Source organism: Oceanococcus sp. HetDA_MAG_MS8 (assembly GCA_019192445.1).
GTDB lineage: Bacteria > Pseudomonadota > Gammaproteobacteria > Nevskiales > Oceanococcaceae > MS8.
This window is the reverse complement of sequence record JAHCMK010000008.1, coordinates 62,068-82,176: the sequence shown is the minus strand read 5'-3', so window position 1 is coordinate 82,176 and position 20,109 is coordinate 62,068. Positions and strand designations below refer to the sequence as shown.

Sequence of the window (20,109 nt, the reverse complement as noted above, 5' to 3'; positions counted from 1 at the left end):
CATTCTCCCTCCCTTATTGCGAGCCATAGGCCTTTATGCAAAGCCGGATTCGGAATTTTTCCATCATCGCTCACATTGACCACGGCAAATCCACCCTGGCTGATCGATTCATTCAGGTCTGTGGAGGCTTGTCCGAGCGTGAAATGGCCCAGCAAGTGCTGGATTCCATGGATATTGAGCGTGAGCGAGGAATCACGATCAAAGCGCAGTCGGTGCGCTTGAAGTATGTGGATCCTCAAGGAGAAGAGTGGCAGCTCAACTTAATTGATACTCCTGGACACGTCGACTTTTCCTACGAGGTGTCACGCTCCTTGGCCGCATGTGAAGGCGCCTTGTTGGTCGTGGATGCCTCGCAGGGCGTCGAGGCGCAAAGTGTTGCCAACTGCTACACCGCTATTGAGCAAGGGCTGGAAGTGTTGCCAGTGCTCAATAAAATCGATCTGCCCGCGGCTGAGCCTGCAAGGGTGGCTGCGCAAATCGAGGATGTGATTGGCATTGAAGCTACGGATGCTCTGCAATGCAGTGCGAAAAGTGGCTTGGGCGTGGACGCGGTGCTGGAAAAAATCGTCGCGGCGATTCCTGCGCCGCAGGGCGACCCAGAAGGCCCCTTACAGGCCTTGATCATGGACTCTTGGTTCGATAACTACCTGGGCGTGGTGTCTTTGGTCCGGATCGTCAATGGGCGTCTGGCCAAAGGCGACAAAATGCTGGTGATGAGTACCGGCAAAACCCATGAGGTGGGTGATGTCGGCTTTTTTGGCCCCAAGAGCGTGTCTACGCCCTCATTGGAGTGCGGCGAGGTTGGCTTTGTGGTGGCCGGCATCAAAACCGTTGACGGTGCGCCAGTGGGGGACACCCTCACCCTGGCAGATCGTCGTTGCGAGAGTCGTGTGCCGGGCTTCCGTAAGGTACAGCCACGTGTTTTTGCCGGACTGTACCCCATCTCCTCCGATGATTTCGAGGATTTCCGCGAAGCTCTGCAAAAGCTCAGCCTGAATGACTCTGCACTCGCATTTGAACCAGAAACCTCAGGCGCCCTGGGCTTTGGGTTTCGTATTGGGTTCTTGGGCATGCTGCACATGGAGATCGTGCAGGAGCGCCTAGAGCGCGAGTACAACCTGGATCTCATTTCCACCGCGCCAACGGTGATCTACCGCGCCGTGATGCGCGACGACGACATTCTGGAGATTGAAAACCCAGCTGAACTGCCAGAGGCGGGTAGCTACCAAGAGCTACGCGAACCTTTGATCTCGGCTCGTCTGCTCTTGCCGGAGGAGTATGTGGGTGCGGTCATGCAGCTCTGCATCGAAAAGCGCGGTGTGCAAAAACGGATGACTTACCATGGTCAGCAAGTCTCCATGGAGTATGAAATGCCTATGGCCGAGGTGGTCATGGATTTCTTCGACCGTTTGAAGTCTGTGAGTCGAGGCTATGCCAGCTTTGAATATGATTTTTTGCGTTTTGAAGCAGCCGATTTGGTCAAATTAGATGTGATGATCAATGGTGATCGGGTGGATGCACTCGCCAGCATCGTGCACCGCTCCAACGCGGAGCGCCGTGGCCGTGATCTGGTGGAAAATCTGAAAGAGATCATCCCTCGGCAAATGTTTGATGTCGCTATTCAGGCGGCGATTGGCGGTCGCATTATTGCCCGTAGTACCGTCAAGGCATTGCGCAAAAATGTCACCGCCAAGTGTTATGGCGGTGATGTGAGCCGCAAACGAAAACTGCTCGAAAAGCAAAAGGCCGGCAAGAAGCGCATGAAGCAGTTCGGCAAAGTGGAAATTCCACAGGACGCATTTTTAGCAGTCCTTCGCCGCGACTGACCCCTGAACTAAAGGAACCTTGCCGGTGCCCCAGGATATTCATTTCGATTTCTCAGCAGCATTGCTGCTGCTCACCTTAATAACGGGCGCAGTTGTCGCGCTGGAGCGCTTCTGGTTAGCGCCACGGCGAGAGGCAGGTGCGGCGCAGCCCTGGGGGGTGGAAACCAGCCGTTCATTTTTCCCGGTATTGCTGTTCGTACTGTTGCTGCGTTCTTTCGTGGTGGAGCCTTTTCGGATTCCGTCGGGGTCTATGTTGCCCACGCTGGAAGTCGGCGACTTCATCTTGGTCAATAAGTTCGCCTATGGCCTGAAGATGCCGGCTCTGCACTTCACCTTAGTGCCTACTGGCAGCCCCGAGCGCGGAGACATTGCGGTTTTTCGGTTTCCAGAAGACCCTAGCAAGGATTTCATCAAGCGTATCGTGGGCATGCCGGGGGATACGCTGGTGTATATGGATAAGCATCTGTACATCAACGGTCAGAAGATGGAGCAACTGCCTCTAGGGGCTTACCCCATCAGCATGCGGGGTCGTGACTTGATATTCGAGCGCCGCGAGGAAAATCTGGCCGGCCGAGTCCACGATATTTTGGTGGGGCGTCCACGCCCAGGGGAGGATACCCGCGTGACTATTCCCGAAGGGCATTACTTTGTTATGGGCGACAATCGTGACGGATCAGATGACTCGCGCCGTTGGGGCTTCGTGCCTGAGCGCAGCTTGGTTGGTCGGGCCTTTTTCATTTGGATGAGCTGGAACCCGCAGTTAGGTCGTCCAGACTGGTCACGCATTGGCAACACACTGCCATGACCGCTAGGCGCGCATGGGCTAATCTGGCGACTTTTGCCAAGCAAGGAGCGTGGGCATGCTAAACATGCGTTCGCAACGAGGTAGCGCGTATAGCAAGCTATTTACACTTGTCATGCTGGGCGCTGCCGTGCTCGTTGGCTTGAGGGTGGTGCCTATTTATCTCAACGAGGTTAAGGTTCAATCCGCCATTAAGGGTGTTGCCAGTACCCCCGAAGCGCGCAGCGCGAATGTATCGGTCGGGCAATTGCGTAGCATGTTGCAGCGGCGTTGGGATGTGGACGATGTGCGCACCCTCAAAGTCAGTGACATCAAATTTGTGCGGAGTAACGAGGGCCGTTTGATGCGCTATGACTATGTCGCACAAACGGAGCTGTTCGCAAACTGGTCTCTTAGCATTCGCTTTACCAACGATATCTATCTCGGAGAGGGCTCCTGAACCATTGTTTAGGGCATCAGTTCGCGCAGCCTGAGCTGTTGGAGCTGGCATTAACTCACCGCAGTGCCGGATCACCGCACAACGAGCGCTTGGAGTTCCTGGGGGATGCGCTGCTGGGCGCTTTCATCGCGCAGGAGCTTTATCGGCGTCAGCCTATGGCTAGCGAGGGGGAGCTCACCCGCTGGCGAGCGCATTTAGTCCGTGCCGAAACCTTGGCTGAGCTGGCGATGGAGCAGGGTCTGGGTGAGCACTTGCGCATGGGGCCGGGTGAACTCAAAGCGGCTGGCTGGCGCCGTCACTCCATGCTGGCCGATGCTTTGGAAGCGGTCATCGGTGCCATTTACGAAGATGGAGGTAATGCGGCAGTGCATACGGCACTGGCGACCCTTTATGCGCCGCGCTGGGATACCTTGCCTAGTGCAGACGCGCTCAAAGATGCCAAGACCCGCTTACAGGAATGGCTGCAGGCGCGCAGTTTGGCGCGGCCGGAGTACAGCGTCATTGATGAAAGTGGCCCGGCGCACAAGCGCAGCTACACCGTGCGTGTGCAAGTTGCGCTGCAAACGGGTCAGCCTGTGATTCAGGAGCAAGCCTTGGCCCGGAGTCGCCGTGCCGCCGAGCAGAAGGCCGCAGAGAAAATTCTTGCTCAGCTCAAGGAGAGTCAGGCATGACCCAACGCTGTGCAACAGTCGCGATCGTTGGTCGGCCCAATGTCGGCAAGTCCACTTTGCTAAACGCCTGTGTGGGGGCGGGTTTATCAGCGGTTTCCCCCAAGGCGCAAACCACCCGCCAGCAAGTCATTGGTGTTTGGACTCAGGACGATACTCAACTGGTGTTTTTGGATACGCCAGGTCAGGCTCCGGAAAAGAATCAGACTCTTAATCGCTTACTAGACCGTAATGCCGTCGCCGCACTGGCTGATGTCGACATCGTTTTATGGGTGTTAGAGGCAGGGCGCCGCATTGGCGCTGACCAGACTGTGGCTGAGCGCCTGGTCGCCCGGCAGCCAAAATGTTTGGCCATCGCCTTGAACAAAGTGGACAAACACAGCGACAAAACTCGCTTGTTTCCGGAGCTTGCGGCGCTGCAAAAGGACTACGATCCGGCCTTGTTGTTTCCCATGTCCGCCCGCCGCGAGGCGGATGCTGCGCGCTTATGTGAGGAGCTGACCAAGCTCGCCCCGGAGGGGGGCTGGCTGTATGCGGCTGATACCCTCACGCCCCACCGCGGCGAATTTTTGATGGCTGAGAAAATCCGCGAGCAGCTGTTCTTGGGCTTGCATCAGGAGTTGCCTTATCGGCTAGCGGTGACCATCGATCAGACCCAGGAAGAGGGGGCAACGCTGATCGCCTATGCCACCATCTGGATGGATCGCGCCAGTCATAAGCCTATTATTCTGGGCCGCGGCGGGCAGCAGCTGCGCCGCGTCCGGGAAGCGGCCGAGGCTGATTTAAGCCGGCTTTGGGACCGTCCCGTGCGCCTGCATTTGTGGTTGAAGTTGCGGGAAGGTTGGGCCGAAGACCAAGCGGTGATTCGCACCTTGGGCGCGAGCGACTAATGACGGCGACCTCGTATGAGGATCATGCCTATATCTTGCAACGTTTCGCCTGGAAGGAGAGCAGCTTTGTGCTGCGCGTTCTCACCCGCGAGCACGGCCGAATTAGTGTGGTCGCGCGCGGCATGCGCGGTGGGCGCCGCAAGCATGCGGTACTACCCGGTCAACGCTCCTTATTGCACTGGAGCCCCGGCCGGGAGTTAGGACGTCTGCTCAGCCTAGACCTTCTGCCACCGCCGGTGCCTATGTTGGCCGGTGAAGCTTACTTTGCCGCTCAGTATTTGGCTGAGGTCTTGCTCCAAGTATTGCCGGAGGGTGAGGCCGTGCCGGCAATATTCGATCTGTATGCAGCTGCCTTAGCCTCCTTGCATGACCAGCCCAAGTCTCTGGCGGCTCCGCTGCGAAGCTTCGAGTTTGGTTTGCTGCAAGCTCTTGGGCACGGCTTTTCGCTCAATATCGACCGCGATGGAAATGCCGTACGTCCCGAGCTGTGTTACAGCCTCATGCCTGAACAGGGCCTGTACCAAGATCCGCGGGGCGGCTTTAGCGGCGATACCTGGCTGGCGCTGGGGCAGGGCGCGCTGAGTGAGGCTGCGGCGCAGCAGTTACGTCGACCTTTGCAGGGGCAGCTGGGCAGCATCGTCGACTTGAGCCGGCTGCGCAGTCGAGAGCAATGGTTGGCTGCGCGCCGGCTACGCGAAGAGCACCAGCATTACTCCGGTGGCGATCAGTCCGGCACAAACTAGCTGCCGGCGGCTCAAAGAGTCTCCCAGGAACCACCAGGCAAAGACCATGATCCAGAGCGCAGCCGACTCATTGAGGACGGCGGCCACGGAGGCCTGGGTATAGCGATACCCTGCCAGCCACAGCAACATGGCCACATAGGTTCCTAGGAAACAACCGGTCAGCAGGAGTCCCCAGTGCTTAACCCCACTCCAGGCCTGGGCAGACCAGAGTCTGAATTGCGGCGCTGCACCCGGACGCTCCAGCCACAGCAGCAAGGGTAGGGTGCCCGCGATAGCTCGGTACCAAACGACGGTGAGGAATGACTGCTGTTCTAAGGCCGGCTTCACCATGACGACGCCAGCAGCCATGAGGGCCATGGCTGCCCCGGCGATGGCCATCCCACTCCAGGAAAAGCTGCCATGTTCCGCAGTTCCGACGGCCTTGCGCTGCAATAGGCCTACGCCAAGCAAGCCCACGAGAACTAAGCCCAAGCCTAACCATTGACCACGGGCCAAGGATTCACCCAACCAAATTCCTGAGAGTATGACCACCCAAGGGCTGTAGAGCATGCCAGCCAATCCTGCGCGGCTGGCGCCCAACATTTGGACGGCGCGCAGGTACAGGCCATCGCCAATGGCAATCCCAATAAATCCCGAAATGAGGCTGGCCCAGAGCGCAGATTGGGGCAAGCTAAAGGGGCTTCCGAAGGCCCACATCGTTGGAGTCAGGGCGGCCAGCATCACGGTGTTTTTGAGCAGGTTCAGATGCTGGGGTGACAGGCCCTGTCCAGCTTTACGAAACACGATGATGGCTAGGGCCCAGGCGATCGCGCACGCGAGTGAGTAAAATTCCCCTAGCCCCATGGCCTTATTCCCCCATTTTTCAACCGTATAAGGACGTTGCACTGCATGTCTGAATCTATTCGCCCTCTACGTCTTGGCGTCAACGTTGATCATGTCGCCACACTGCGCCAAGCGCGCGGCACGGCTTATCCCAGTCCGCTGACGGCTGCACTGATTGCCCAGGCGGCGGGCGCAGACAGTATCACGGTGCACCTGCGTGAGGATCGCCGGCACATACAAGAGCAGGATGTGAGTGATCTCATGGCCTCCTTAAGTGTGCCCTTGAACCTGGAGTGCGCTGCCGATGCTCAGATTATCGATCTGGCGACCCAGTGGCGCCCGCAGGCGGCATGTTTGGTTCCCGAAAAACGGGAAGAGCTCACCACGGAAGGCGGCCTAGATGTACGTGCCGGAGCCGAGCGTATTACCAAGGCCGTAGGCCGTTTGCGTGAGGTAGGGACGCGCGTTTCCTTGTTTGTTGAGCCAGATTTAGCGCAGTTGGAAGCCATTTTGGCGACGGGTGCGCAGGCCGTGGAAATCCACACAGGAACCTGGGTGGAGGAACGGGACCCCATGCGCCATGAGGCCTTGTTTAAGCAGATTGTCGAGTTCGCCGCTGAGGCGAGTGCGCGTGGCCTGCAAGTGCATGCCGGTCATGGGCTTACTGCGGAGAACGCGGGGCCGATTGCGCATATTCCAGAAATTGAGGAGCTCAACATCGGCCATAGCTTGGTCGCCGATGCTGTCTTGATTGGGATGGCGGCGGCCGTGGCGCGCATGAAAAATCTTTTGGTGAGCACGCGCATGATGCAAGGCCGAGAGCCGGCTCAGCCCGCGGCCAGTGCGCAAAGCTACTCCGCCTTGTGAGCCACCCCAAGCTCATCTAACAGTTGACGCACGCTGAGCTGTACCCGCGACATCATCTCGGCTAGCCGGCGGTCGTCCAAGTTGCGACTGTCGGCAAGGCTGCGTTCAAACACTGCCAAATCTCCCTGCAGGGGTTGCAGATGTAGAAACGCCGCTGTGCCATGGAGCTGGTGAGCGGCATCGCGTACATCGCGCAGCTGGCCGCGAATGAATGCTTGGTCCAAGGCCTGCCATTGCTGCGGTAGTTCCTCCCGCAGCAGATCGGCCATGTCCGGGTCATCCAGTAGCTGGCGCACGCTGCTGGGCTGCTGCGTAGAGGAGGCCTGCTGGCTGGCCGGGCGGCTATGGCGCGTGACGCGAAGGAGCTGGTCCATGTCAAAAGGCTTGAGCAGGATGGCGTCGATTCCCGCTTGCTTCCAAGCCTGTTCTTCACGGGTGTCCAGCCAAGCACTCATCCCGATGAGCATGGCCGGATGGTTGCTGCTGGCGCGCAGGGCTTTGGCGCATTCCAAACCGTTCATTTCCGGCATGTGATAGTCAAGCAAGACCAAGCTGGGTTTGAGCTCCTGCCAAACTTCTAAGGCCTGATGTCCAGTTTCCACGCAACTGACTTGGGCACCCAGCTTATGAAGTTGGGTTTGGAGAATGCGTAGGCCTGCGCGGTTGTTGTCGGCCACTAGCACCTGCGTATGAGCCAGAGGCTTGGGTACAGCTCCAGAGCGTGCCTGCGCCAAGCCCACTAACTGGTCATAGAGTGTGGCGCGAGGTGCGCCCTTGGCCAGCACGGCATCGGCGCCGCGTCGCTGCCAGCGTGCATGTTCACTGGCATCGATACTGGGGGTGAGCACCAGGATCGGGGGGCGCTGCTGCGCCGGTAATTCCAAAATTTGGCCGACGATGGTGGCATTGCTGGCCTGAGTGTCTAAGCCAAGAATCAGTAGCTCTGCAGGACACTGGGTGTTGGGGTCTGCCAGCGCATCGTGCAAGTCGGCCATGTGTGTCCACGTTCGCAAGTCCACATCCCAAAAGGTCAGCAAATGGGCCAGTGATTTGACCGAGTTTGGGTGATTATCGCTGACCCAAATGCGCTGTCCCCGCAGCCCATCCCAGCTAGGGTTGGCGCGGCTGCTGCGGTCCAGCTGGACGGGTAGGTGAGCGATAAAGGTGGAGCCGGATCCCGGCTGACTGTTGACCTCAATAGAGCCACCGAGCATATCCAGCAGCCGATGGACAATGGCCAGACCCAGACCTGAGCCCCCGGCACTACTACCAGCGACTTCAAATCGGCGCCAGGCCTGAAAGAGCTTTTGCTGCTGCTCCGAGTCTAGGCCACGCCCGGTATCCTCCACCTCCAGGCGCAGATTCAGAGAATCACCATCCTTCTTCTCCCGCAGCAGGCGCACGATAACTTCGCCTTGCTCGGTGTATTTGATCGCGTTCGACAGCAGGTTGGTGAGTACCTGGGCAATTCGTAACGGGTCTCCACGAAGCCGTGCAGGAACGTCGTGGTAGATCAAGGTATTGATCTCCAGCCTTTTCTCAAAGGCCAGAGGCGCTAGCAAGGCAACGGTATCTTCGACGATTTCTGTGATGTCGAACTGGGTGATTTGAGGCTGAAGCGCGCCAGCCTCAATCCGCGCAAGGTCCAACAAATTGTTGATCATTCCCAGCAAGTTGCGCGCGGAGCGGCTGATCACACCGGCGTATTCGCCGGTTTCAGGGCTGGCATCGTTGCGCTGTAGGAGGTCGGCGTAGCCCATGATCGCGGTTAATGGGGTGCGCATCTCGTGGCTCATCGTGCGTAGAAGATCGCCGCGGCCATCACTGAGTGCCGATTGGGCTTGATCTTCATGCTCGTATTTAGCCAACGCCGCTTTGAGTTCACGTATCTCCGCTAGGTACTGGCGGTCGCTGGAGGATTGGCGCTCTTGGAGGGCGCTGCGGGTGTGGCGTAGCCGCTCAGCTAGAATCAGAAGCTGAGCGCCGAGGCCAGCCAGCGGTTGGGGCAGGTGGGGCGGAGACTGTCCCAGTTGACCTTGATCTAGACTGCTGACCCAGCTTTGCAGGCGCCGCAGTGGACGGGACAGTAGCGGGGCGAATACCAAGGCAAAGGCGAGGCTTGCGAGTAATGGAGGCATTAAGGCGCCGAGCAGCATCACCGGAGCCTGGCTGGTGATGACCGGGATCAGGACCATTTCCACGATGGTGCCCTGATGTTCCACGGACCATGCTCGGCGTGGAAGCCAAAAGGGGATGGAGTCGGGACTGCGCGCGCGAGGTGAGTAAGAGCCATCCGCATAGGCGACTTGCGCCTGAGCGACGCGCGGGTGCTGGATGAGCCGAGCCGGGCTGATGGTATCCGGATCCATGGTGGCGAGTTGTGCTTGCGCTGCTAGCTCTAGGCGGAGTTGCATCTCTTCCGCGAGCCAGTTTTGGCGCAGGTTCCAGCCGCCGATCACAAGGCCAATACATAAGGCAAAACCAATCAACCAGCGCCCCGGATATCCGGTCCAGGCGCTGAGCAGCGTTCGGATCAAGCCATCACTCCCCATCTATGGATACGCAAGCTTAGCGTAGTGTCCTTATCGCAGAAGTCTGGAGCCAAGCTCAGCCCACAGATTCCTAAGAAAAAGGCCGTGCTCCCCCAAAGCCAGGCTGCGCATGCAGGCGTGGGCCTGGGAGCAGCATATGCTCAGAGGAGTTGAGCGCGGCGGATCTGAGGATCTGAGACAGGACCTGAGAGTGCGCAGAGTGGTCGGTTAAGCGCGGTGAAAGACCGACCAAGAGCGGATTTTAAGGTTGCTTGGCTCGGCCGCTGAAAGGGCGCTTGTGTGCATTCGTCATTTGATTCTCTGCATTGACGTTTTTTTGACGGCAGAGGTTGCACCCTATGCTCAACTCGTTCGCAAAGAGTCCTCCTGCTAACCGACGTCGACCATCCCCAAGTGTCCTCCCCTGTCGTGGCCAACAGCCACTCTAGACTCGGTTAGCATTGACCGCAGGTACTTCACCTGCGGTCTTTTTTTTGGGGGAGAGTGTTGGCTATGCGCCTGATCATTACGGGTCTTCTGCTGATTTTGTTGGGGTATTTGTTGTTCTGGCCGGTGCCGATCCAGCCGCAGGCCTGGCAGCCTCCGGAGCCGCCTGCGCGGAGCGGGGTGCTGGCGCAAAACACCCATCTTGAAGGGGCGCAACGTGTACTGCGCGAGCAGGGCTTTGGCGGCGAAGCTGTCGCACTCGATGCTCAAGGGCGCGTGTATACCGGCTTTGCCAATGGTGATCTGGTGCGGCTAGATCCTGCGACGGATGTTCATGTGTTGTTGGGCAACACTGGCGGACGGCCTTTGGGGTTGGCCTTAGACGCTCAGGAACAACTTTGGATTGCCGACGCGGAGCGTGGCTTACTGCGCTGGTCAGACGGGGAACTCACGGTAGAGCTCCGTGAAGTGGCAGGGGTTCCTTTGGGGTTCGCTGACGATTTGGTGATTGCTGACAATGGCACCATTTATTTGAGTGATGCCTCGGTTCGCTTTGACCACCATCATGTGCGTGCCGACTTCTTCGAGCATGCAGCCAATGGGCGGGTGGTCGCTTTTGACCCAGCAAATGGTGTGTCCCGGGTGGTGCTCGATGGTTTGTATTTCGCCAACGGATTAGCCTTAAGCCCTGGCGAAGATTTTTTGTTGATTAATGAAACCTCGCGCTACCGTACTCGGCGACTATGGTTGCGTGGTCCCCAAGCAGGCCAAGACGAGGTTTGGGCCAGTAACTGGCCCGGTTTCCCTGACAACATTCGGGTCGCAAGCGATGGCGGCTACTGGCTGGCCCTGTATGCCCCGCGCAACCCGATGTTAGATTGGGTGCTCCCGCGGCCATTTTGGCGCCGGGTGATATGGCGCCTGCCACGGTTTCTGCAGCCGGATCCGCCAGCGGTGGCCCATGTGCTGCACTTGGATGCGCAAGGCCGTATCCAAGGTTCTTTGCAAGGCCAAGGGCAAGGTGTTTTTGCTCCCATCACCTGCGTGGTCGAAGGCCCGAGACATCTATGGTTTGGCTCACTGAGCGCAGAGGGTTTGGCGCGCTTTCCGCTGTCGCAAGCGCTGTCTGCAGATTAGGATAGAGCCTTCGCAGTCTTGGCGAGGCCGGTACGGGCGTTGGCCCAGCACTGGGCTATGGCCATGCTCGCGACGTGTGGAGAACCTCTCATTGGGCCTGTGCTCAGGCCTTACAAGACAGATAAATAGGTAGTGCATGACAGTGTTTGAGGCCAATTTTGATGGGCTGGTGGGGCCGTCGCATCATTACGGCGGTTTAGCCCAAGGGAACCTTGCTGCTGCTGAAAATGCCGGGCAGCTCGCCAATCCGCGAGCTGCGGCGCTCCAAGGTTTGGCCAAGATGCGCACCGTGATGAACATGGGACTTGCGCAGGGCTGGTTGCCCCCGCCATTACGGCCGGACTGGCGCTTCTTACACGCACTGGGCTTTCGTGGTTCTCGCGCTCAGGTTTTGCAGCAAGCTGGCCGGGAGGCTCCGCAGCTCCTCCAAGCCGCGTATTCCGCTGCGAGCATGTGGACCGCAAACGCTGCGACTGTTGCACCCGCTGCCGATACCGAAGATGGGCGCGTCCACCTATCGGTGGCGAACTTGGTCAGTCAGGCGCATCGCGCACTCGAAGCGCGGCATACCACGCACCACCTTCGCGGCATCTTCGCGGACAAGCAGCGCTTTACTATCCATGAGCCGCTCCCGGCGGTACAGGAATTAGGTGACGAAGGGGCGGCCAACCATACTCGGCTTGGCTCGCGCTGGGATTGTCCAGGAGTGCATTTTTTCGTCTACGGGGCCCATGGGCAGAGATTCAGAGCCAGACAAACACAGGCAGCCTCACAGGCGATTGCACGTCGGCATACTCTGACGCCAGAGCATGTGGTGCTCGCCGAGCAGTCCGTGCAGGCCATCGATGCTGGGGTTTTCCACAATGACGTAATCTGCGTTGGGCATCGCCGTGTATTACTGGCCCACGCCAGCGCATTTTCCGACGCCGAACGGGTGTGCTCTGAGTTGCAGCTGGCGCTGCAGCGAGCGCAGTCCGAAGAGTTGCTGTTGTGCTGGGCCTCGGCTGAAGACTTTGGCTTGGATGCCGCCGTGCGCAGCTATGTGTTCAATAGCCAGCTGCTGGATACGCCGGATGGCGGCATTCATCTGCTGGGGCCGGCTAATATTCAGGAGCACCCAGGCGTTATGGCATGGCTGAACCGTCTTGTGGAGCAGGGCGTATTAGAGGCATGGAGCACGCTGGATCTATCGCAGAGTATGCGCAATGGTGGCGGGCCGGCCTGCTTGCGCCTCCGCGTCCCCCTCGCAGAGTCGGATTGGCTCAGCGTGCGTGAGCCCTCACGATGTAGTCCACAGCAGCTGGATGCCCTAGAGGGCTGGGTGCGCGCCCATTATCGGGACCGGCTCGAACCTAGAGATCTGCTAGATGTGACATTTGCAGATGAACTGGAAACGGCGCATCAAGCCTTAGCGGAGATCATGGCGTGGCCGGAATTGACCCAAGTTGCGTGAACTGGCGGTGCCTGACCTTTGCCGAGCTTAGCACTGCAGAGCTGTATGAAATGTTGGCCCTACGGGCGCGCGTTTTCGTCACTGAGCAGCGCTGTGCTTTTACCGACCCGGATGGGCAAGATGCCCAGGCGTGGCATGTTTTGGGGACAGCTGACGATGGGCAGTTGCTGGCTTATGCGCGGTTTTTTGGGCCCGACTCGCAGCCATCACAGGCGGCAGCGCCGAGCTCCGCCCGGAGTCCAGGTATGGCGTCCATTGGCCGGGTGGTCACTGCGCCAAGCGCGCGCGGCCGCGGACTCGGTCGACCGCTGATGCACTACACCCTGCAGCAGCTTTACGCGCATTGTGGCGCAGTGAGCGTGCAAATCGGGGCGCAGGTGCGCCTGCTGGACTTCTACTCCCGTTTGGGTTTTGTTCCAACAGCCAAGGCATTCTTGGAAGACGGCATCCTGCACCAATACATGCTGTTGAGCCCGGCTACTGAGAGCGAAACGCGCTAAGCCGCCTACTGCGCTAAACGATGCAGGTTGGATGAACCTACTGGGGTAGGTTTGTTCACTCTTACGGAAGTCGCTTGCCGCTCAGCGCTGCGGCCTGAGAGAGCAAATCACAAAAGACTTTGCCCACATTCAAAAACGACGCTATCATTACCGGCTTCGTCGCTGAGGTGACGAACATTGTGGTGGGCGTAGCTCAGTTGGTTAGAGTCCCGGATTGTGATTCCGGTGGTCGTGGGTTCGAATCCCATCGTCCACCCCACAAATAGCAAGCGTCGGCCTTCCCGCCATTGGAAGGCCGACGCTTTTTTGGGCCAGTAGCTCAATGGTAGAGCAGTTGACTCTTAATCAATTGGTTCGGGGTTCGAGTCCCTGCTGGCCCACCAGGTTACGGCATTGCGAAAGTGGCGGAATTGGTAGACGCGCTGGATTTAGGTTCCAGTGGGGCAACCCGTGAGAGTTCGAGTCTCTCCTTTCGCACCAGCCCGTATTTATTAGCACACAAATCAGCACATCAAATATGCAAGTTAGCGTAGAAGCTCTTGAAGGCCTGTCGCGCAAGATGCGCGTTGCCGTTCCCTCGGATGACTTTCAGCAGGCTTATCAGCAGTCTGTTCGCCAGTTATCGCGAACTGTCTCCATGAAGGGCTTCCGCAAAGGCAAAGTGCCAGTGCGAATCGTCGAGCAGCAGTATGGCGGTCAGGCGCGTCAAGACGCGCTGAGCCAAGTGCTTCAAAAAACGTACCCCGAAGCTCTTAAGCAAATCGACTTGCAGCCTGCGGGCCAGCCCGAGATCAGCTTCGATTCCCTCGAGGGTGAGGAAATCGTTTACACAGCCACTTTCGATGTGTTCCCGGACATCACGCTGACCGGGCTGGACGGCTTGGCGCTGGAAACTGCTTCCGTAGAGGTTGGCGATGCGGATGTAGATCGTGTCATCGAGGGGCTTCTGGAGCAGCGGCAGACCTGGCCGGAGTCGACAGAAGCTGCACAGGATGGCGATCGCGTGACTTTGGACTTCAAAGGCACCATCGATGGCGAGGAGTTCGCGGGTGGGGCTGGTGAGGACACCACCATCGTGCTCGGAGCCGGCCGTTTCCTCAAGGAGCTGGAAGACGGCATTGTGGGTATGCGCGCTGGCGAGCAACGCGATGTGCCCGTGACCTTCCCCGCGGATTACCACAACGACGATCTCAAGGGCAAAGCGGCGAGTTTTGCGGTCAACCTGAAGAAAGTAGAGTCGCCGGAAAAGCCTGAACTGGACGAGGAGTTCGTAAAGAGCTTGGGCGTCGAGGAGGGAGGCTTGGATGAGCTCAAGTCACGCATCCGTGACAATCTCACCCAAGAGCGGGATAAGTTGCAGGCGCAATGGCGCAAGTCGCAGATTCTGGAAGGCGTACTCAAAGCCAACCCCATCGATGTGCCAGGTGCATTGGTCACGGAAGAAACGGGTCGCCTGCGCCAGGAAACGGCGCGCAACATGAACATGTCCGGGCGTGGCCTGAGCGAAGAGCAGCTGGAGCAAATGATTCCTGACGCCGCGCTGGAGCCCCAGGCGAAGCAGCGCGCAGCGCTGGGTTTGCTGCTCAGTGAAATTATCAAGCAAGAAAAGCTGAGCGTAAGTGACGACAAAGTCGAAGAACGCCTGCAGCAAATGGCAGGCGACTACGAAGATTCTGATGCGGCTCTCAGCTACTACCGCGGCAACCAACAGTTCATGCAAGGCCTGCGGGCGGTGGTCCTCGAAGACCAGATCGTTGATATGTTGGCGGAAAAAGCAAAGACCACCGAAGTTTCGTTAAGCTTCGAGGAACTGACACAAAAGGTTCGCGGATAAATCTATGAATTACGTCCCCTACGTTCTGGAGCAAAGTGCACGCGGCGAGCGTGTTTTCGATATTTACTCCCGTTTGCTCAAGGAACGTGTGGTGTTTTGCGTGGGGCCCATCGATGACCACATGGCCAATGTGATCGTCGCACAGTTGTTGTTCTTGGAGTCGGATAACCCCGATAAGGACATTCACCTGTATATCAACTCTCCGGGTGGCGTGATTACGTCTGGGCTGTCGATCTACGACACCATGCAATTCATCAAGCCGGATGTGAGCACCATGTGCATTGGGCAGGCGGCCAGTATGGGCGCCGTGCTGCTTGCCGCAGGAGCGGCGAACAAACGTTACGCCTTACCGCATGCGCGGGTAATGATTCACCAGCCCCTTGGCGGCTTTCAGGGGCAGGCAAGCGATATCGAGATTCATGCGCGTGAGATTCTTTTCATGCGCGAGCGTCTCAACCAAATCCTCTCGCACCACAGCGGCAAGCCGGTGGACGAAGTGGCCAAGGACTCCGAGCGCGACTTCTTCATGAGCGCTGAAGCGGCCAGCGAGTACGGCCTGATCGACAAAGTCGTATCTGAGCGCGAAGGCGCTGCCGAGTAATTCGCTTGTGGGGCGCTGGCATAGATATTGCCAGCGTCCCCCATTAGGCGCAGGTACAACCCTGTCGTCACGATTGGTGCTATAACATCAGGACCTACTGTCCTCCGACGATCAATGAGCGAAGACAAGCGCGGCAGCGGCGGCCAAGGCCGTACTCTTTACTGTTCCTTTTGTGGCAAAAGTGAGCACGAAGTCCGGAAACTGATTGCCGGGCCTTCGGTGTATATTTGCGACGAGTGCGTGGAGCTGTGTAACGACATCATCCGCGAGGAGCTGCAAAGTCGACCGGAGCGAGCAGGCCTGCCAAAGCCCCGCGAGATCCGCGCGGTTCTCGATGAGTATGTCATCGGCCAAGAGGCGGCGAAGAAAGCCCTGGCGGTTGCGGTTTATAACCACTACAAGCGCCTGGAAAATAATGCGGCGGAACAAAACGCCGATGTCGAACTGGCCAAAAGCAATATCTTGCTGATCGGTCCAACTGGATCTGGCAAAACGCTGCTCGCCGAAACCCTGGCGCGTCTTCTGGATGTCCCCTTCGCCATTGCCGACGCAACCACGCTCACCGAAGCCGGTTACGTGGGCGAAGATGTCGAGAACATCATCCAGAAGCTGCTGCAGAAATGTGATTACGACGTCGACAAAGCGCAGCGTGGCATCGTCTACATCGACGAAATCGACAAGATTTCGCGCAAGAGTGAAAACCCCTCCATCACGCGTGATGTGTCCGGTGAGGGAGTTCAGCAGGCCTTATTGAAGCTTGTTGAGGGGACGACCGCTTCCGTGCCTCCGCAGGGCGGGCGTAAGCATCCCCAACAGGAGTTTTTGCAAGTCGATACGGGTGGCATTCTATTCATCTGCGGCGGAGCCTTCGCCGGTTTGGATCGCATCATTGCGCAACGCTCGCGCAAGGGTGGCATTGGCTTCCAGGCGGAGGTCTCCAATCCCGACGATGGCAAGAAAATTGGTGAGCTGCTGGCTCGTGTTGAGCCTGATGACTTGGTCCGCTTTGGGCTCATTCCCGAATTCGTCGGCCGTCTGCCCGTTGTCGCCACCTTAGATGAGCTGGATGAGGAAGCTTTGGTCAACATTTTGACCGAGCCGAAGAACGCGCTGACCAAACAGTACCGCAAGCTCTTCGAGATGGAAGAATGCAGCTTGGAGTTTCGCGATGAGGCCCTCCAGGCGGTGGCGCGCAAAGCGATGGAGCGCAAAACCGGCGCGCGTGGCCTGCGCACGATCCTCGAAGGTATTTTGCTTGACGTGATGTACGACATCCCCTCCCTGGAGAACGTCGAGAAAGTGGTCGTGGACGAGTCTGTTGTCCTTGGCCAGTCCAAGCCCTACCTCGTGTACGGGCAAGCCGAGTCCAAAAAGCCCGTCGAGGCGAAGAAAGCGGGCTGAAGAATGGCGCAACAGGCGCCAATGCTATGCGCGCCTGGGGGTTGATTATCTCCAGGCTGCCCCGATTGAAGGGGCTTCATTTTGCGGGTCGGCGTGGCCGGCCTCTAGCCTGGTAACGCCATGAGTTCCAAAGAAGTAATGGTTCCCGTACTCCCCTTACGCGATGTCGTGGTGTTCCCACACATGGCGATGCCGCTTTTTGTAGGCCGGGAGAAATCAGTGAATGCCCTCCGCGAAGCCATGCAAAGCGATCGCAAGATCCTGTTGGTGGCGCAGCGAGCGGCCGACGTAGACGACCCGGGTGTCGATGATCTCTACACCGTGGGTACCCTCGCGAACATCTTGCAGCTGCTGAAGCTTCCCGACGGCACGCTGAAGGTGCTTGTTGAGGGGGGCGAGCGTGCCGAGGTCGAAGACTGGAGTGTCGATGACGACATGCTCTGGGCAGGCTGCACGCCCATCGAGGAAGAGGTTAAGCATGGGGAGGCTGAGCTAGATGCCATTGTGCGAACGCTCCTGGCCCAGTTTGAAAACTATTCCAAACTCAATAGCAAAGTCCCGGCGGAGCTTTTGCCCTCGCTGAACAGTATTGATGACCAGGGCCGCTTAGCAGATACCGTTGCGGCGCATTTGAACTTGCGCCTGGACGATCGCCAGCGGGTGTTGGAAACCCTGGATGTCGCCACGCGCTGCGAGCTGGTCCTGGGCTTGGTTGAGGGCGAGATCGATGTAATGCAGGTGGAGAAGCGGATTCGTGGCCGCGTGAAGTCGCAGATGGAGCGCAGTCAACGCGAGTACTACCTGAATGAGCAGATGAAGGCCATCCAGAAAGAGCTGGGTGAGAGCGAAGAGGGCTCGAACGAGCTCGACGAGCTCACGCAAAAAATCGAATCTGCTGGGATGCCTAAGGCCGCCAAAGACAAAGCAACGACCGAGCTCAATAAGCTGCGGATGATGGCGCCCATGTCCGCCGAAGCCACAGTTGTGCGCAACTATCTGGACTGGATGCTGCAGGTGCCTTGGAAGAAACGCACCCGCAGCAAAATCGATTTGGAGATCGCCCAGGCTCGTCTGGACGCCGACCACTATGGTTTGGAGAAGGTGAAAGAGCGCATCATCGAGTATTTGGCCGTGCAAAAGCGGGTGAAGAAGATGCGCGGTCCTATCCTGTGCCTGGTAGGGCCACCGGGTGTGGGCAAAACCTCTTTGGGGCGCTCCATTGCGCACTCGCTGAACCGAAAATTCACCCGTATGAGTCTGGGCGGTGTGCGGGATGAGGCGGAGATTCGCGGTCACCGACGAACTTATATTGGTTCATTGCCCGGCAAGATCGTCCAGAACCTCAGTAAGGTCGGCGTAAAGAACCCGCTGTTTTTGCTGGACGAGATCGACAAGATGGCTTCGGACTTTCGGGGTGACCCGGCTTCTGCGATGTTGGAAGTGCTCGATCCGGAACAAAACCACACCTTCAACGACCACTATCTAGAAGTCGACCTAGACCTGTCGGACATCATGTTCGTTGCCACGGCCAATACGCTCAACATTCCGGCGCCACTGTTAGACAGGATGGAAGTCATTCGTTTGGCGGGTTATACCGAGGACGAAAAGACAGCCATCGCGAAGCGCTATTTGTTGCCTAAGCAAATGGAGTTCAATGGCCTACGCAAGTCTGAGCTGGATGTGTCGGATGAGGCCTTGTTGGAGATTATTCGTCGCTACACCCGGGAGGCTGGTGTTCGTGATCTGGAGCGACAGCTGAGCAAGGTATGCCGCAAAGCGGTGAAATCCATACTGGAGTCCAGTGAACTGAAAACGATCAAGGTGGACGCTGCCATGGTCGAAGAGCTGCTCGGCGTTCCGCAGTACCGCTTCGGGCGTGCGGACGAAGAAGATAAGGTAGGGCAGGTCACGGGACTCGCCTGGACGGAAGTCGGCGGTGAGCTTTTGCGAATCGAGGCGGCAGTTCTCGATGGTAAAGGCAAGCTGACCTACACCGGCCGTCTTGGTGACGTGATGCAAGAGTCAATTCAGGCGGCGTCAACGGTGGTGCGGTCTCGAGCCGCGCACTGTGGCATCGACCCGAAGCGCTTTGATAAAGCAGATATTCACGTGCACGTGCCCGAGGGGGCCACTCCTAAAGATGGTCCCAGTGCCGGGATTGCTATGTGTACGGCTCTGGTCTCAGCACTAACGGGCGTGCCGGTTCGCAAGGACGTGGCCATGACAGGTGAAATCACCTTGCGTGGCGAGGTGCTGCCCATCGGTGGCCTCAAAGAGAAGCTTCTGGCGGCTAGCCGCGGTGGTATCACGACTGTGCTCATCCCGATCGAGAACGAAAAGGATCTCAGCGATATTCCTGACAACATCAAGGACCAGCTCAGTATCCAGCCAGTGCGTTGGATTGAAGATGTGCTCAAAGTGGCTTTGGCGGATGAATTGCAGCCTATGGCACCACCAACGGATGGTGGAGCGGAGGCACAACCGGCCGAAACCCGCGCGCATTAAAGGAAAAGACTGGACCGCAGGCGACATTTGCTGCAAAGTACGGGGGTCGTTGCAGTCTGTAACGCAGGGGAGGTCGATCGGACAGTTTGGCCGATCCCCATTCGTTGACGATATTGAAGAACTACACCATCTCGCTTTGAGGGGATACAACTTTTATGAATAAGACGGAACTGATCGAAGATGTCGCCGAGCGCGCCGGGCTGAGCAAAGCAGATGCTGCGCGTGCCGTTGACGCGGTCGTCGATAGCATTTCCGAGGCTCTGGCTAAGGACGACAAGGTTTCGCTGATTGGGTTTGGTACCTTTATGGTGCGTGAACGTGCAGCCCGTGAAGGCCGCAATCCCAAGTCCGGTGAAATCATCAAGATTGCTGCGGGCAAGACGCCGGCTTTCAAAGCTGGCAAAGCGCTGAAAGACGCAGTAAACTAAGGGGCTTGCCAGGGAGGCGTTTCGTTAGGCAACTCACCAGCAAATAAATTGTTAAAAATACTTGTTGGTGGTTTCAAAGTAGTCTAGAATGGTCGTCTTCACCAGGGCGGCAACGAAAGCTTCCCTAGGCTGAGCTTGGGTGCTTAGCTCAGCTGGTAGAGCGTCGCCCTTACAAGGCGAATGTCGGCGGTTCGATCCCGTCAGCACCCACCACC

At 58.0% G+C, this 20,109-nt stretch carries 17 protein-coding genes and 4 tRNA genes; 19 read left to right on the top strand and 2 right to left on the bottom strand.

Going from position 1 to position 20,109, the window contains the following annotated elements; translation table 11 throughout:
• Window positions 1-35 precede the first annotated feature (35 nt).
• The 6 genes from lepA to recO all read left to right on the top strand — a co-directional run bounded on the left by lepA (window position 36) and on the right by recO (window position 5,368).
• A complete protein-coding gene (gene lepA, locus KI787_13245; protein MBV6630915.1) occupies window positions 36-1,826 on the top strand; it encodes a translation elongation factor 4 in 1,791 nt (596 codons plus the stop codon).
• A gap of 37 nt (window positions 1,827-1,863) precedes the next feature.
• Window positions 1,864-2,631: a signal peptidase I gene (gene lepB, locus KI787_13240; protein ID MBV6630914.1), complete on the top strand. Its 768-nt coding sequence runs from the start codon at window positions 1,864-1,866 to the stop codon at window positions 2,629-2,631.
• Between the two features lie 64 nt (window positions 2,632-2,695).
• Complete coding sequence (locus tag KI787_13235) at window positions 2,696-3,067, top strand: DUF4845 domain-containing protein (GenBank protein ID MBV6630913.1); 372 nt, start codon at window positions 2,696-2,698, stop codon at window positions 3,065-3,067.
• Window positions 3,064-3,738 (top strand): ribonuclease III, encoded by a 675-nt coding sequence (gene rnc / locus KI787_13230; protein MBV6630912.1) that lies wholly within the window; start codon window positions 3,064-3,066, stop codon window positions 3,736-3,738. Before KI787_13235 ends, rnc begins: the two co-directional genes overlap by 4 nt.
• Complete coding sequence (gene era, locus KI787_13225; protein MBV6630911.1) at window positions 3,735-4,625, top strand: GTPase Era; 891 nt, start codon at window positions 3,735-3,737, stop codon at window positions 4,623-4,625. Before rnc ends, era begins: the two co-directional genes overlap by 4 nt.
• Window positions 4,625-5,368 carry a DNA repair protein RecO gene (recO, locus tag KI787_13220; protein MBV6630910.1) on the top strand — a complete coding sequence of 248 codons (744 nt, stop codon included), beginning with the start codon at window positions 4,625-4,627 and terminating at the stop codon, window positions 5,366-5,368. Before era ends, recO begins: the two co-directional genes overlap by 1 nt.
• Here recO and KI787_13215 read toward each other — a convergent pair.
• Complete coding sequence (locus tag KI787_13215; protein MBV6630909.1) at window positions 5,315-6,253, bottom strand: DMT family transporter; 939 nt, start codon at window positions 6,251-6,253, stop codon at window positions 5,315-5,317. The two genes, recO and KI787_13215, sit on opposite strands and share 54 nt — an antisense overlap.
• Before the next feature lie 3 nt (window positions 6,254-6,256).
• Here KI787_13215 and KI787_13210 point away from each other — a divergent pair, with 3 nt between their 5' ends.
• On the top strand, window positions 6,257-7,057 hold the full coding sequence (locus KI787_13210) for a pyridoxine 5'-phosphate synthase (protein MBV6630908.1): 801 nt from the start codon (window positions 6,257-6,259) through the stop codon (window positions 7,055-7,057).
• Here KI787_13210 and KI787_13205 read toward each other — a convergent pair.
• Window positions 7,042-9,594: a response regulator gene (locus tag KI787_13205; protein ID MBV6630907.1), complete on the bottom strand. Its 2,553-nt coding sequence runs from the start codon at window positions 9,592-9,594 to the stop codon at window positions 7,042-7,044. The two genes, KI787_13210 and KI787_13205, sit on opposite strands and share 16 nt — an antisense overlap.
• A 507-nt stretch (window positions 9,595-10,101) precedes the next feature.
• Here KI787_13205 and KI787_13200 point away from each other — a divergent pair.
• From KI787_13200 to KI787_13145, 12 genes are all read left to right on the top strand, one after another.
• Window positions 10,102-11,172 carry a strictosidine synthase family protein gene (locus KI787_13200; GenBank protein MBV6630906.1) on the top strand — a complete coding sequence of 357 codons (1,071 nt, stop codon included), beginning with the start codon at window positions 10,102-10,104 and terminating at the stop codon, window positions 11,170-11,172.
• Window positions 11,173-11,308: 136 nt separating this feature from the next.
• Window positions 11,309-12,625, top strand: coding sequence for an N-succinylarginine dihydrolase (locus KI787_13195; GenBank protein MBV6630905.1), 1,317 nt, complete (start codon window positions 11,309-11,311; stop codon window positions 12,623-12,625).
• Window positions 12,598-13,125: a GNAT family N-acetyltransferase gene (locus KI787_13190; GenBank protein ID MBV6630904.1), complete on the top strand. Its 528-nt coding sequence runs from the start codon at window positions 12,598-12,600 to the stop codon at window positions 13,123-13,125. Before KI787_13195 ends, KI787_13190 begins: the two co-directional genes overlap by 28 nt.
• Before the next feature lie 182 nt (window positions 13,126-13,307).
• A tRNA-His gene (locus tag KI787_13185) sits at window positions 13,308-13,384 on the top strand.
• 49 nt (window positions 13,385-13,433) lie between these two features.
• Window positions 13,434-13,508: transfer RNA gene (locus KI787_13180), tRNA-Lys, on the top strand.
• A gap of 12 nt (window positions 13,509-13,520) precedes the next feature.
• Window positions 13,521-13,605 (top strand) — tRNA-Leu (locus tag KI787_13175).
• A gap of 37 nt (window positions 13,606-13,642) precedes the next feature.
• Complete coding sequence (gene tig, locus KI787_13170) at window positions 13,643-14,959, top strand: trigger factor (protein MBV6630903.1); 1,317 nt, start codon at window positions 13,643-13,645, stop codon at window positions 14,957-14,959.
• Between the two features lie 4 nt (window positions 14,960-14,963).
• A complete protein-coding gene (gene clpP, locus KI787_13165; GenBank protein ID MBV6630902.1) occupies window positions 14,964-15,560 on the top strand; it encodes an ATP-dependent Clp endopeptidase proteolytic subunit ClpP in 597 nt (198 codons plus the stop codon).
• Between the two features lie 114 nt (window positions 15,561-15,674).
• Window positions 15,675-16,961 (top strand): ATP-dependent Clp protease ATP-binding subunit ClpX, encoded by a 1,287-nt coding sequence (clpX, locus tag KI787_13160; GenBank protein MBV6630901.1) that lies wholly within the window; start codon window positions 15,675-15,677, stop codon window positions 16,959-16,961.
• A 120-nt stretch (window positions 16,962-17,081) separates the two neighbouring features.
• On the top strand, window positions 17,082-19,466 hold the full coding sequence (gene lon, locus KI787_13155; protein ID MBV6630900.1) for an endopeptidase La: 2,385 nt from the start codon (window positions 17,082-17,084) through the stop codon (window positions 19,464-19,466).
• A 155-nt stretch (window positions 19,467-19,621) separates the two neighbouring features.
• On the top strand, window positions 19,622-19,894 hold the full coding sequence (locus KI787_13150; GenBank protein ID MBV6630899.1) for an HU family DNA-binding protein: 273 nt from the start codon (window positions 19,622-19,624) through the stop codon (window positions 19,892-19,894).
• Window positions 19,895-20,031: 137 nt separating this feature from the next.
• Window positions 20,032-20,107 (top strand) — tRNA-Val (locus KI787_13145).
• The last annotated feature ends 2 nt before the right edge of the window (window positions 20,108-20,109 follow it).

What these genes read in the sequence shown, in the direction of transcription:
- KI787_13235 (MBV6630913.1), top strand. Translation starts at nt 2,696, where the DNA reads ATGCGTTCGCAACGAGGTAGCGCGTATAGCAAGCTATTTACACTTGTC.
- recO (MBV6630910.1), top strand. Translation starts at nt 4,625, where the DNA reads ATGACGGCGACCTCGTATGAGGATCATGCCTATATCTTGCAACGTTTC.
- lon (MBV6630900.1), top strand. Translation starts at nt 17,082, where the DNA reads ATGAGTTCCAAAGAAGTAATGGTTCCCGTACTCCCCTTACGCGATGTC.
- clpP (MBV6630902.1), top strand. Translation starts at nt 14,964, where the DNA reads ATGAATTACGTCCCCTACGTTCTGGAGCAAAGTGCACGCGGCGAGCGT.
- KI787_13200 (MBV6630906.1), top strand. Translation starts at nt 10,102, where the DNA reads ATGCGCCTGATCATTACGGGTCTTCTGCTGATTTTGTTGGGGTATTTG.
- lepA (MBV6630915.1), top strand. Translation starts at nt 36, where the DNA reads ATGCAAAGCCGGATTCGGAATTTTTCCATCATCGCTCACATTGACCAC.
- tig (MBV6630903.1), top strand. Translation starts at nt 13,643, where the DNA reads ATGCAAGTTAGCGTAGAAGCTCTTGAAGGCCTGTCGCGCAAGATGCGC.
- KI787_13195 (MBV6630905.1), top strand. Translation starts at nt 11,309, where the DNA reads ATGACAGTGTTTGAGGCCAATTTTGATGGGCTGGTGGGGCCGTCGCAT.
- era (MBV6630911.1), top strand. Translation starts at nt 3,735, where the DNA reads ATGACCCAACGCTGTGCAACAGTCGCGATCGTTGGTCGGCCCAATGTC.
- KI787_13210 (MBV6630908.1), top strand. Translation starts at nt 6,257, where the DNA reads ATGTCTGAATCTATTCGCCCTCTACGTCTTGGCGTCAACGTTGATCAT.
- clpX (MBV6630901.1), top strand. Translation starts at nt 15,675, where the DNA reads ATGAGCGAAGACAAGCGCGGCAGCGGCGGCCAAGGCCGTACTCTTTAC.
- KI787_13150 (MBV6630899.1), top strand. Translation starts at nt 19,622, where the DNA reads ATGAATAAGACGGAACTGATCGAAGATGTCGCCGAGCGCGCCGGGCTG.